Origin of the sequence: Leptospira hartskeerlii (genome assembly GCF_002811475.1) — a bacterium.
Lineage (GTDB): Bacteria > Spirochaetota > Leptospiria > Leptospirales > Leptospiraceae > Leptospira_B > Leptospira_B hartskeerlii.
This window is the reverse complement of the sequence record NZ_NPDL01000001.1, coordinates 219,766-233,943: the sequence shown is the minus strand read 5'-3', so window position 1 is coordinate 233,943 and position 14,178 is coordinate 219,766. Positions and strand designations below refer to the sequence as shown.

Below are 14,178 nucleotides of genomic sequence, written 5' to 3'. Positions count from 1 at the left end.
ATGAAAATTTTTTTCCGCTTAATGAGTTATTCAGTACGTTATAAGTACAGATTTTCATTAGGTATCGCGTTCGCACTTCTGACTGCTATATTAAACGCAGTCTCCTTAACTTCAATCATTCCCCTTTTCGATACTATGGCAGCGGATCCTAACACTCGCTTCCAATTTGAATTCACAGAAGCAGAACAAGAGATCATCACTAAAGAAGAATCCAACTTAGAGATCCGCTTAAACCCCGTAGAAAGAGCTAAGAAAGTACTTATCGACGTCAAAAGATGGTCTAACGGACGCACTAAGTATATGGAGCCTAAGGAAGTTGTTTGGGCAGTTTGCCTTTTGATCCTTCCTTTGTATGGGCTCAAACTGATCACGTATCTTGCTTCTGTGTATTGTCTTGCGACAGCCGGTTATTGGGCCGTCAGGGATATACGTCAGGAATTATTTGAGAAGAACCAAATGCTCCCTCTTACCTTTTTCTTTAAGGAAAAAACAGGGCTTTTGATGAGTAGGATCATCAACGATGTAGAAGTGGTGGCAGCAGTTATCTCTTCTAACTTTAGAGATGCTACGATCAATTTTTTCTATGTGATCACTCACCTTTTAGTATTACTTTATCTGAATACGGAACTTCTTCTTATCGCGTGTGGAACTGTCCCTTTGATCATTCTTCCGGTGACCTTATTCACTAAAAAGATCACAAGATCCACTGAAAGATTCCAAGAGAAGCTGGCCGATCTAAACGCAAATCTACAAGAAATGATTTCCGGAATTAAAGTGATCCGTGTTTTTAATACAGAGAAATACGAGAAGGAAAAATTCCAGAAGATCAATCAGAACGTTTATCGTAGAAATTTTAAAGGGCAGTATTATTTACAAATTGCTCCGAGCTTAGTGGAGCTAACTTCTTCATTAGTAGCTCTTGGATTTTTTGCTTTAGGCGCAAGATACATTCTCGCAGGTAACGTGGGCTCTCCATTCACAGTAGGACAGTTCATGGTTTTCCTTCTCACTCTTCTTTTCCTTCTCCGCCCATTAACACAGCTATCACAGATGGTAGGAAAAATTTCCCAAGCGATCATCGCAGGAAGAAGGATTTTCGAGATCATAGATCTAGAAACGGAAGATCATAGCGAAGATGAAAAAGTAAAAGTAGAAAGAGTCACAAACTCTATCCAATTCAAAGGGATCAACTTCGCTTACCCGGGAACAAACGCAGAAGTTTTAAAAGACATCAACTTGAACGTAAAAGTGGGAGAAACAATCGCAATCGTTGGAGCCAGCGGTTGTGGAAAATCCACATTGATGGATTTAATTCCAAGATTTTTTGACCCAAGCGTTGGATCGATCGAGTTTGATAATCAAAATATCAAAGATCTATCTCTTGCGGATCTACGTAATAAGATCGGGATCGTAACTCAGGACATATTTTTATTCCACGGAAAAGTTGCAGATAATATCGCTTATGGAAAACCGGGAGCGAGTAGAAAAGATGTGATCAGAGCAGCAAGGCTTGCTCACGCTCATGACTTTATCAAACAAATGGACAATGGATACGATAGTATCTTGGGAGTTAGAGGTTTAAATCTTTCAGGTGGCCAAAGGCAAAGGTTAGTGATCGCAAGAGCCTTATTAAGAGATCCTGAAATTATGATCTTAGACGAAGCCACTTCCGCATTAGACGCAGAATCCGAAAGATTAGTCAGCGATGCATTTCGTAGATTATTCGCTAATCGCACTACATTCGTGATCGCACATAGACTTTCCACTATCAAAGACATTCCGCGCATATTAGTTATGGACAACGGAAGAATTGTAGAAGAAGGAAATCATACTTCTTTAATGGAGAAAAACGGTCTTTATCGTAAACTTACAGACAACCAATACGCAGGAGCGGGGATGCTGCCTTGAAACCATTAGTTCTTGTAGTCGACGACAATGATCGCTATGCAAATAATCTCAAAACTTATCTCCAAGAAAATGGATGCGAAGTCCTTCGCGCCATAGATGCATCTCAAGGCTGGGACCTTTACCTTGCGAACAAACATAAACTCAAAGCAGTCATCACCGATATCACAATGGAAACTCAGACCTCTGGTCTTTGGATGATCCGCAGGATCTATCAAGATGGATTCGAGGGAATTAAGGTAATCGCCACTACTGGATTCGATGTTTCAGGCGTAATGGCAATTAGCAAATATTTCCTTCCTTGGTTTGCAGGAATAGAATATATGGTACCCAAGGTCCCTTTAAAAAAAGGAGAAGTTATACTTCTCCCTACGAGCGGAGTTTTCTCAGATTTTTTAAGTAAACTGAAGTCCTAAAGCCAAAGATTATACATTCTATTTTTATTATGCTCGGAAACCGAAACGGTTTCCGGCTTTCCATTTCTTAAAATAAAAGCCTGGCCGTCTGATTCCAGATCCCAAAGTTTCCCCTGCAAAAATACATTGATTCCGCTCTTAAATCCGGATCGGGCAGCCCTCGTTTCCAATGCGTATTTTTTCCAGGCCTGCCCTTCTGTAATCTTTCCAATATCCTTTGGATCTACATCAGAGGGATTTTTTGCTCCATTATATCCCGCCCAAGACTGATCCCAAACTGAAGTTTTTCCTCGATTGATATAAGAAGGAACAGCAATAAAATCCGCACCAGACTCTTTCAAATTCGAATAAGATTCAGGATACCAAGAGTCTGCACAAACTAAAACTCCCATTCTTCCTGCAGGAGTATCTATGACAGTTCCGGGTCTCAAATTGGAATCTAAGAATGGTTTCTCCTCTTCTGTTAAAAACTTTTTACGAATCGGCTCGCCTAAAACAGAACCATCTTTTCCAAATACAAAGCTTGTATTAAATAAAGAAGAAGGACCTAAAACAATTTTCCCTTTTTGAACAGAAGGAGAAGGTAATACAATAGAGCCAGCCAAGATTGTGACTTGGTACTTTTTAGCAAGTGCGGAGAGGATACTCTCATAGATCTCCTTCATCTCTTCTGCTTTGATCTTAAATATAGCAGCCTGAACTTTATCATTTTCTTTAGAGGCGAGAAGATAATATAAAAACGAAAAAGGATTTCGAAGAATGAAGTAAATCATTCCAGATTGCAGATCTGGGGAAGTATATAAAGATGATTTTTCACCAGAAACAACCAGCCAAGTGCCATAATACTCAGGAAAAACGAAAATTGTCTTATCAGTTATCCATCCTAATTGTTTCGCATTTTTAAAATAAGATTCAGTCTTTTCCAAGAACCTATTCTGATTCGAATAATCACCAGGAATCATAAAAGGCTCCACTCCTATCAAGTTCCCTTTGCCAGAATCGTTTCCAAAAGAGTAAGAACTTATCTCAAGAGCCTTCTCCTCAGAAGAATTCCCTAAAAAAGAATAAGCCCAGATCAAATATGCACAAACTAATAACAGAATGGCATAAATCGAATATCTCTTCATACAACCTCTTTTTTATATACTAAAATTACTTTATATTTTATTAATATATAATAAACAAACGTTTATTTATTTTAACATTTCAAACACTATTGTAAACAATCTTAAACAATGATCAAACATAATTAACGAACGAATGTTAACTAACTTATTTAACTAACGAATGTTCATCAGCATAATATTTATACATTCATATTATAAAATAGGAAAATAGATACATATAGCATTTGTTACATATCACAAAACAGCGTTCGCAAATTATGATTTTCATTTTATTAAGCGTAAAAAATTTTTTTCTTGAAATCAAAACGTAAACTTTTCCATTTCAAATGAAATCTTAGTAAATGAAAAAAATAAAAATGGAAGGGCTAATATATGAAAACGAATTATTCAAGCGGAGCTTTATCTTCTGAGCAAGTATCAACTATCTTTAAAAATCTTTCCACTCAATCTGCTAAGACATTTGTAACCTTCGCTGGGCAAGGTATAGATCCTATTCCTGAACTACGCTCTTTCTATGAAGAAGGCCATGCTCATTCAGAATTTTGGCAAACCGTCTTCACTTCTATCGAGGAAGAATGTAAAGCAATCCATAAGGATAGACTTATAGGATCGTTGCCTTTAGGCTTTCATTTAAAGGATTGGTTGGATCAACCTGAATTGACTCCGGATCATTCTATCTTAAAGAATTGTTCTTATAGTATTCCACTTATCTTCTTAGCTCAAGCTTCCGCATTATACAGAGTTCTCCAAGACGAATCGAATTGGGAGGCACTATTTAACGAAACTTCAGGTATATTCGGTCATTCCCAAGGAGTATATGCAGGATTCTTATTATCTTCTTCTCCTGATAAAACTACATTCTTAAAAAATTTATCATTAATACTCAGAAACCTAATTAGCTTAGGAATTCGAGTCCAAGAAGAATTTCCAATTTTAGAATTAGATATTTCCGCGAAAAGGTTTTTGAAACCGGATGAGATCGCATCCCCGATGGCAGCCTTAAAATCGGAAAACGATACGTTATTAGTGGAAGAATTAGAAAAATTTAATTCAAGCCGAAGTGCAGAAGATACTGTATATCTAGGTTTGAAGAATGGACCGAAGGCTCGAGTCGTCTGCGGATCTCCTGAGTCTTTGTTAGAGTTCAGAAGTTTCCTTATTAATAATAGCTTCCCAAATCTCGAATCTTGGACATTTCTCAAAATTTCCGCTCCATTTCATAGCCCTCTATTGAGGAGAGTTCCTATACTTTTAGAAGAAGATGTCAAAAGAATCGGATTCAATCCAAAACAATCCGATCTAAGAATTCCTTTATACGATACCAGAGACGGAAGAGATCTCAGAACAGAGTCGGATCTTGCACTTGCATTATCTAGAATGACGGTGGCGGAACCTTTAGATTGGGAAATCTGTTTAGGATCCTTAGAAAAGGAAGAAGCTAAAATTTTACTCATCTCATTCGGGCCAGGAGTCGATGCAGAAAAATTATGCTCTCCTATCCTTAAAGGTAAATCCTATCTTACTCGGAATTTAAGCAAATCAGAATCCTATAGATCTTTTACGAAAGAAGCTAATTTAGAATTTCCTAAATCATGGAAAGAATTCCAACCGGAAACAGTAGAACTTCCGAACGGAAAAGTTTTTTTAAAAAACGATTATTCTGTTTGGACAGGAAGAGCTCCGATCTTTGGAGGAGGCATGACTCCTTCTACGGTTGAACCTGGAATAGTCATCGCTGCGGCTAAAGATGGATACTTGGTAGAATGGGCAGGTGGTGGACAAGTAACTGAAGAATTATTGCGAAAAAGAATGGAAGTATTTCGAAAAGAATTACCTCCAGGACTAGGCATAGTCATCAATCTGTTATACCTAGATGCTTATTTATGGAATATGCAAGTTCCATTAGTAAAAAAACTCAAAAGTGAGGGAGCTCCTATCGAAGGAGTTACTATCTCCGCAGGTATTCCAGAAACTGAAGAAGCAATTCGAATACTAAAAGATTTCGAATCTCATGGAATATGGCTGAACTCTTTCAAACCCGGAACAAAAAAACAGATCCGACAAGTTATCTCCATTGCAAAACAAATACCAAATTCAAAAATCTTAATGCAGATAGAAGGTGGCGCGGCAGGAGGTCACCATAGCTGGGAGGATTTAGAAGAATTGGTCCGCTCTACTTATAGCGAGATCAGAGATTGCAAAAACATTGCATTGGCAGTCGGCGGAGGAATTGCTGAGGCTCAAGATTCCAAGTCTTGGTTGTTCGGAAACTGGGCAGGGAAAAATCCGATGCCTGTAGACGCGGTGTTCCTAGGCACAAGACTCATGGCAGCCAAAGAATGTGCTACATCAGAAAAAATTAAACAAGCGTTAGTCGAGGTATCAGGATCCGAGAATTGGAAAACCACTCAAGAAGGAAAGAACGCAGGCGGAGTGATCTCAGGTAAATCGGGATTAGGCGCTGATATTTATTACGCAGAAAATACTTGGACTAAACTTTCTTCCCTTGCGGAAGAACTTACGAAAGGGAAGGAAACCGAAGAAGCCAAAAAAGCAGTTCTATCCAAAAAGAAAGAATTAGTCTCACTTATTAACTCCACTGTAAAACCTTTCTTCGGTGATTTAGAAGAGATGAGTTATACTCAAATTCTTTCTAGATATTTAGAGCTAACCTGTCCTGGACAAAGATTAATTCCTCCGGAGGGGAATTGGCCGGATCATCCTTTTATAGATAAAAGTTTTAGAAACAGATTTACTGAATTAGTTCAGAGGTTTGAATCACGGATCTCGGATCCAACAGATCAAAATTCTATAATAGAGAAAATAGGATCTGAATTTGATCCAAATGTTTTTATACTTGAATGGAAGACCAGATATAAAAACGCAGATACAATTCTTATCTTACCTGAAGATATTATATTCTTCTTCGATGTTTGTAAAAGACCAGGTAAACCGGTAAACTTTATCCCGGTTATAGATGAAGACTTAGTAAAGTGGATACGTTCCGATTCTCTTTGGTATTCTCATTGTGTAAACATAGAGCCTGATTCCTGCGCGTGGATCCCTGGGCCAAAAGCGATCAAAGGAATTCATATGGCGAACGAGCCAATCTCTTCTATCTTTCAAAACTTTTTACACGTAAGTTTAGAAAATTCTAAACCTAAAAAGATCAATTGGGAAGATCTATTTGATCAGGATACTCAAGGAAAAAATATTTTAGATTTATTCCCTGAGGAGCAAATCAGAAACAACTCGATCTATATTTTTGAACACCTTGATATAACTCCGAATGATTGGATCGTCCGTTTAGCGGAATTAGGCAAAGGTTTTCTAAATGCCGTTCTAAAATCACCTAAAATCGGACAAACTGCATCCGATCTAAAACTATTCTTTGAGCCAAGGATCGGCAGAAAATTCATCTGGGAAACAAGCGATTCGGAAGAATTGCTACTGATCCAAGTTTGGGAAGAAAGCAAATTAAAAGTAGAGTTAAAACTTTCGGAAAAAGACTCTGCAGAATTAAAACTTTATTTCTACGATCCTAAGGATGGGACTGCGATCCCTTTCCAGAGAAAGTTTAGCGCTGGAAAAAAATTAGGAGTATTCATAGAAGAAGATCTCCTATTCAGAGAAAAATCCGGCTTAGACCTATATCTAAAAACATGGGGACTGGACCAAAATATAGATCTAAAATCTTCCAAAAATATTTCACAAGAATTAGAATCCGAGATCATAATCGATAAAGAATCTATTTTAAGTTTCCGTAAAGCAATCGGAGAACTAAGAAGGACAGATCTTAAATCGGATCCCAATCCACCTCTCGGGATGAGTACAGCCTTTGCTTGGAAGGTTCTTCTCTCACCATTATTTACATTAGAAAATAAGGATCTCTTTAGGCTTCTTCACTTTTCACAAAATTTCCAATGGGAAAAAGAAACAAATGAATTGGTCCCAGGAGATAAACTAAGATCCAAGGCAAGACTTGCAAAAGTCCGCAAATTAGGTTCCGGACAAGAGATCCAGATCTTGGGTGAGATCTCAAAAGAAGGAAAGAAGATCTGTTCTTTCCAAACCGGATTTTTGATCCGAGATGTTTATTCTAAATTCGAAGAATTCGATTCTTTACCTTTCGAAAAAAGTATTCTGATAAAATCTGAAGCTGAATCTAATCTCCTAAATTCTATCCCATGGATTTACAAAAAAGAAGAGCAAGAATCAAACTCAATCGGATCTAAATTAAAATTCACTTCTGCCAACCGTCTCGTTCTACATTTGGGAACAAACCAAGAACTTCATACAATTGAAGGAAAGATCGAAAAAGTTTCAGGCTCACATTTTGAAGAATGGGGAAAATTCAAATTAGAAGAAGAAGTTCAAGTAGGAATTCCTACATCCTTGGATCGATTCTTCTCCAGTCTTACGGAAGCAGATTCGGAAACCCCAATTACGAAACCTTACAAGATTATTTCCGAAATATTCTATGCTCCGTCTGACATGAGCGAATATTCTGCGGCTTCCGGAGATACGAATCCGATCCATACAGATATCGATTTTGCAAAATACGCCGGCTGGAAGGACAGGATAGTTCACGGATTATGGACTTCTTCCAGAGTGATTAAACAAATCGTAATGGATGTCTGCCTAGGAGATCCATCCAGATTATCGTCTTTTGAGGAAACATTCGAAGCTCCTGTATATTTAGGAGAAGAACTACTTTTAGAAGCAGTTCATATTTCACAAAAGAAAGGATCTCAAATTTTTTCGGTCAGTTTGGAAAATCGAAATGGAGAAAGAAAGTTAAGTGCGAAAGCGATCGTTTCTCCTAAAAAAACCGGCTACGTATTTACAGGCCAAGGTTCCCAATCCCAAGGAATGGGAATGAAACTCAGAGATGAATTTCCGGAAGCCAGAAATGTTTGGCAAAGAGCTGAAAATACTACTATAGATGAGTTAGGCTTCTCTCTTTTAAAAATTGTACAAGACAATCCGACAGTATTAAAAGTAGGAAAGAAAATTTGGAATCATCCTAAGGGCGTTCTTCATCTTACTCAATTTACACAAGTGGCTTTAGTCACTAAATCTATAGCGGATTGGGAAATCCTGAAAGAGAGAGGATTCTTAGATCAAGAAGCTCCGTTTGCAGGACATTCTCTCGGAGAATTCTCCGCTCTATCCGCAAGAGGATTTTTAGGGTTAGAAAACGTTATCCGTATCGTGTATGGAAGAGGGCTTACCATGCAAAGCCTTGTTCCGAGGGATAAGGAAGGAAGAAGTCCTTTCGGGATGAGTGTAGTATTAGGAAATCGTCATGTAGGTTTAGATGAAGAGACGATTTTAAAAGTTGTTGCCCAAATAAAGGAAGAAACAGGTCTTCCTTTAGAAGTCGTCAACTTAAACATCCGAGACAAACAATATTCCGTAACAGGAGATCTCAAGGCCCTTACCGAAATGGAAAATCGGTTTAAGGAAATCGTAAGAGGCAAAAAAACTACAATTCGCTTGGAAGGAATAGATGTACCTTTCCATTCCAGAGTTCTAGTAAACGGGGTTGCTGAATTCAGAAAAACTTTAGAGGCAAATGTTCCTGAGATATCCGGTTTTGAAGAATTAGATGGCAAATATATTCCTAACCTTGTTGCCAAACCATTCTCTATCGATAAAGAATTTATAAAGTATGTCTGGGAAGTTTCCGGAAGTCCAATCTTAGAAAAAATCCTAAAAGAAGATCGAAAAATTTCTAACCAAGAACTTAGAAGGATCCTTCTGATCGAATTACTTGCATATCAGTTTGCAATGCCTGTGCAATGGATCAAAACCCAGAACCAATTTTTCCAAGACCTTAAAGTCCGAAAATTGATCGACCTTGGAGCCAGAGGGGATCTTGCAGGTATGGCAAGGCAGACTCTGAGAGAAGTTTCGGATCCTTCTTCATTCGATATTCTGCATATAGAAGAAAATCGAAATGTAGTCTTTTCAGAATTAGAAGATTGTGAATCTGCAGAATTTTCCAAACTTCGAGAAATCCCAGAATCTGCTTCAATAGATACTCCGATTGAAAAACTAGAAGTTAAAACTGCACCAACTCAAATCCAAGAAGCCGTTCAAGAATCCCAGCAATTTGGCGGAGAAGAAGCATCCGTCAATCTTACGAAGAAAGATGCATTATTCGTATTACTTTCTTTAAAAGCGGGGATTAGATCGGAAGAAATTTCGGAAGATGAAAACATTGATACTCTATTCGGAGGAAATTCTTCCAAACGAAATCAAGTGATGGCGGATTTAGGCGCTGAATTCAAGACCACAAGTTTGGAAGGGGCTCATGAAAAATCCTTAAAAGATCTGGTAAAATCTCTAGAAGATCAATCTGCATACACACAACCGGGGCCATATCTCAGAACTTCTTTCGAAGAAACTTTGAAGAAATTTTTTCCTCCTGATTTTGGTAGAACGGAAGTCTTTAAATATTTGAAAGAAGAAAGAGGTTTAAGTACTTCCGGAATTTTCGCAGTTAGTATTTTTCTTCCTTTGTATGTAAGAGAAGGAGAGTCATTACGAAAAGGCGCTTTGAGTTCCATCCCATTAAACGCACGGATAGGAAATTCAAAAGACGCATCCAAATGGTTGGATAAAGCAGTCGATCTGTTTGCTCAATCTAAAGGAATACGGATCGGAAAACTTTCTTCGAAAAATTCAGGATCAAGCGGAGGTGCAAAAGTAGACGCAGCCGCTTTGGAAGAATTGGAAAGAAAGTATTTTGGAGCGGAAGGGATTTTCGGAAAAGCGCTCAAAAACTTTCAGTCCAGACTTATAGGAGAAGATCCATTTGCAGAATTCTTAATTAAAGATCTGAATGTCCTACAAGAAGCTAGACAAAAGATCCAAGCAGAGGCTGCACCTTCTTCATTATTTGAAGAAAAGAAAATTGTTCGTTTTTCTAATTCTGAACAATGGGCAAAGAAAAAACTTTTGCAAGGATTAACTAAACTTAGAATTGGAGCCGCAAACAGTTTCAGTTCGGACGAAGAAAAGTATTTTGCGAATCATGCCTCTCCCCTAATATCTCAGATTTTAGAATATTGGGACCAAATTCTGGAAAAAGACAAAATCCAATTCCCGGAAGAAAAGAAGAATCTAGAATTTAAAAGAGAATATTTAAGATCTCTCTCTTCTAAATGGGATCAAAACAGAAAACCAATCTTCCAAGCAGAAGACTCTGTATTACGTCCTAAATTAGAAATCTCGAACGAAGGTAATTTAAACTTTAAAGAAGTAGAATATTCTACTAAATTAAAGGATTTCTTCCAAGGTAAAATTTCCATCGGAACAAGCAAAGACCAGGGAGGAAGCTGGAGTAACGACCAAAAAGAGACAGAGTCCATTCTAAACTCTATTACGAATTCTTCCGAGGAAGGAATCTCTTTCTCAGGTTTGAAAGTTTTAGTAACAGGTGGAGGTCCAAATTCCATCGCGTTAGAGACAGTATTCGTTCTGCTCGCAGGCGGAGCGGATATTATCCTAACAACCACTTCTTATTCTTCTGAAAAAGTTAAGTTTTATAAAAGAATCTTCCAAAAGTACGGAGCCAAAGGTGCTTCTCTCTCCCTAGTTCCTTTCTCTCAAGGGTCTTTTGAAGACATACGATCTTTGTCCGAATGGTTAATCCAAAAAGATTGGGAGCCGGATGTTTTAATTCCATTCGGTGCGGTCGGAGAAGAAAATACGGGATCACAATTAGATGATTCTTCTTTGACATCTTTGAGAGTCATGTTGCTCGGTGTAGAAAAACTGATAGGCACGCTTGGAAAAGTAAAGAATACACCTACGGAAACTTCTCCACTTCATGTAATATTACCTCTTTCACCGAACCATGGTATCTTCGGAAGAGATGGAATGTATGCGGAAACTAAATTAGGTCTTGAGACTTTATTCCGCAAAAAATTCTCGGAAGAAAACGATTGGGGAAAACATACAAGGATCCACGGGTGTGTGATCGGTTGGGTAAGAGGAACAGGTCTCATGGAGGCGAACGATCTTGTCGCCCAAGCATTGGAAGAAAAATCAGGAGTGATTACATTTTCCAGAAGAGAGATGGGACTTCTTTTAGGAAATCTGATCCATAGTTGTGTATTCCATTCTTCCGAACAAATCACTAAGGCAAATTTCACAGGTGGTTTAGATTCTCAAACCGATCTAGGAAAAACTTTAGGAAAGATCCGCGCAGATATTCTCTCAGAAGCAAAGATCAAAAAGGAAACCTTCGCGCTAAAGAACAAAATCTTTTTAGAAAAACGAGAAACTCATACACGAGAATTTTTACCTAAGGAAGTGTATAAGTATCCTTCTATTCCTTCTCAAGCTAAACTGAATGAGATAGGGCATTTAAAAGAATTAGATTTATCTAAAACAATATGTGTAGTCGGTTTCGCGGAAGTCGGACCTGCAGGCAGTTCAATGACCAGGTGGGAGTTGGAAAAATCCGGGACACTCTCCTTAGAAGCCGCACTGGAGCTTGCTTGGATGATGGGATTCATTAAATACCAAGCTGCGGATAAAGGAAGAAGTTGGACTGATTCCGAAACAGGAGAAGCCGTCGCGGAATGGGAAATCAAATCCAAATACGAAGAAAAAATCTTAACTCATACTGGGATCCGTATAATAGATAAAGAATGCGTGGGTTTCGATCCATCCACGTTATTCTCCTTTGTGGACGTAGTATTGGAAGAGGACTTCTTCATACCTGTTTCCAACTCAAAAGAAGCGGAAGAATTTAAGAAAGCAGAACCGGAAGCTACCGAGGTCTACCACGATGTCGAAAAAGATAAATGGTTCGTGAGAAGAAAAAAAGGAAGCACCATCAAAGCAAGAAAAGCTTCCGACTTCAATAGGAAAGTCGCAGGACAAATTCCTAAAGGCTGGGATCCGGCTAAATACGGACTGACCAAAGATCTGACTGCTCAAGTAGACCCAATCACAGTATATAATCTTTACTGCACATGCGAAGCATTCTTACGCTCCGGAATGGAACCTATGGAATTGTATAAGTTCCTACATCCGGGACTCGTCGGCTCCACAGTCGGCTCAGGCATGGGGGGAATGGGAAAACTCAAAAGAATGTTTCATGACTTCTTACTTGGAAAGGAAAGACAACATGACGCACTCCAAGAATCTCTCATCAACGTTACGACAGCTTGGGCACTCACCTCTTATGTAGGAGGTTACGGTCCCGTCCAAACTCCAGTCGCAGCTTGCGCCACTGCGGGAATATCCCTAGAAATGGCTGCGAGTTTGATCAAAGAAGGAAAAGCAGGCTTTATGTTGGCTGGTGCCTTCGACGATTTCGCGATGGAAAGTTTAGTTGGATTCGGAGACATGCAAGCTACTGCAAGTAGTGTGGAAATGTTGGAACAAGGAATCGATCCAAAAGGAATGTGCCGCCCCAACGATATCCGAAGAGGCGGATTCGTAGAGGCACAAGGTGGAGGAGTCGTTTTACTTGCAAGAGCAGACATAGCGCTCGAAGCCGGACTTCCTGTTTATGGAATTTTAGCTTACGCAGGTTCTAAAACAGATGGGATCCAAGCTTCTATTCCTGCACCTGGACTCGGACTTTTATCCTTAGGAGCTGAATCCGAAAAAGAAAAATCTCCATTAAGAAACGCGTTATCTGCATTCGGACTTACCGCAGATGATATAGGAGTAGCCTACAAACACGACACTTCTACAAAAGCAAACGATAAGAATGAAAACAAATTATTGTATAATTTACTATCTAAATTAGGAAGAAGTCCGGGAAATCTACTGCCTGTAGTTTCTCAAAAATCGCTTACAGGACATTCCAAAGGAGGAGCCGCCGCCTGGCAAACTATTGGGATATTACAGACTTTAGAAGAAGGTGTCGTAACCGGAAATAGAAACCTCGAAGAAGTTGATCCTGATATGAACGATTATCAGTTCATCACGTTTACCGATGAAAGTATTCCATTCGGTAAACATAATATAAAAGCAGGAATGTTAACCACCTTAGGCTTCGGACATGTAGGAGCACTTTGCCTTTTCGTTCATTCCGATTATTTTTTGGCCGCACTCACTCCGGCGCAAAGAGAGACCTATCTCAAGTTAAGAAGAAAAAGAGAGATCAGAAATCGAAACAGATACCATGAGATCAGAATGGGCTTAGGAAAACCTTTGTATGAAAGACATACTAAGTCCTACTTCCAGGAAGAAGAAACCGGTATCTTATTGGATGCAGGATACAGATCAAAACAAGGAGAGAAAGAATGAAATTAGAATCACAACCTCTCCCTAGTTTTGAATCCATTACCAGCCCTTCTGCTTCCGTTGGAGTGGATCTTACTTTCATTCCTGAGTTCCAGGAAAGTTTACAGGATAAGGCGACCTTCTTCTTTAAGATCACTTTTACGGATTGGGAAAGAAAGAAGGCCCAGTCAAAACCCGAAAACCAAAGAGCAAGTTTTTTTGCAGGAAGATACGCAGCGAAAGAGGCATTGATCAAGGCCCTGGACGGATATCGTTTATTTCAAAAACCTGATCTAAATGTAAATTATTCAGAAATAGAGATACGTAACGACGATTATGGCCGTCCCTATTTTCGTTTTTACGGAAACTTTGAAACTTATCTAAACAACTTAAAACCGAATTCGATCCGGTTGAGCATTAGTCATACGGGGGATTATGCATTTTCCGAAGTCCTCCTGATATTTTAGGAGAAA

Annotated in this window: 5 protein-coding genes; 4 read left to right on the top strand and 1 reads right to left on the bottom strand. The window is 38.8% G+C overall.

Annotated features, from left to right (window positions below):
* Together CH352_RS01050 and CH352_RS01045 are read left to right on the top strand one after the other, a co-directional pair.
* Positions 1-1,908 carry an ABC transporter ATP-binding protein gene (locus CH352_RS01050; protein ID WP_100706560.1) on the top strand — a complete coding sequence of 636 codons (1,908 nt, stop codon included), beginning with the start codon at positions 1-3 and terminating at the stop codon, positions 1,906-1,908.
* Positions 1,905-2,321: a response regulator gene (locus CH352_RS01045; RefSeq protein WP_100706561.1), complete on the top strand. Its 417-nt coding sequence runs from the start codon at positions 1,905-1,907 to the stop codon at positions 2,319-2,321. Before CH352_RS01050 ends, CH352_RS01045 begins: the two co-directional genes overlap by 4 nt.
* Here the strand turns inward: CH352_RS01045 and CH352_RS01040 are convergent.
* Positions 2,318-3,448, bottom strand: a complete 1,131-nt coding sequence (locus CH352_RS01040) for a carbon-nitrogen hydrolase family protein (protein ID WP_100706562.1) — start codon at positions 3,446-3,448, stop codon at positions 2,318-2,320. The two genes, CH352_RS01045 and CH352_RS01040, sit on opposite strands and share 4 nt — an antisense overlap.
* A 372-nt stretch (positions 3,449-3,820) precedes the next feature.
* Here CH352_RS01040 and CH352_RS01035 point away from each other — a divergent pair, with 372 nt between their 5' ends.
* On the top strand, positions 3,821-13,729 hold the full coding sequence (locus CH352_RS01035) for a type I polyketide synthase (protein WP_100706563.1): 9,909 nt from the start codon (positions 3,821-3,823) through the stop codon (positions 13,727-13,729).
* Positions 13,726-14,172: a holo-ACP synthase gene (locus CH352_RS01030; RefSeq protein WP_100706564.1), complete on the top strand. Its 447-nt coding sequence runs from the start codon at positions 13,726-13,728 to the stop codon at positions 14,170-14,172. Before CH352_RS01035 ends, CH352_RS01030 begins: the two co-directional genes overlap by 4 nt.
* Positions 14,173-14,178: the final 6 nt, after the last annotated feature.

What these genes read in the sequence shown, in the direction of transcription:
- CH352_RS01030 (WP_100706564.1), top strand. Translation starts at nt 13,726, where the DNA reads ATGAAATTAGAATCACAACCTCTCCCTAGTTTTGAATCCATTACCAGC.
- CH352_RS01050 (WP_100706560.1), top strand. Translation starts at nt 1, where the DNA reads ATGAAAATTTTTTTCCGCTTAATGAGTTATTCAGTACGTTATAAGTAC.
- CH352_RS01035 (WP_100706563.1), top strand. Translation starts at nt 3,821, where the DNA reads ATGAAAACGAATTATTCAAGCGGAGCTTTATCTTCTGAGCAAGTATCA.
- CH352_RS01040 (WP_100706562.1), bottom strand. Translation starts at nt 3,448, where the DNA reads ATGAAGAGATATTCGATTTATGCCATTCTGTTATTAGTTTGTGCATAT.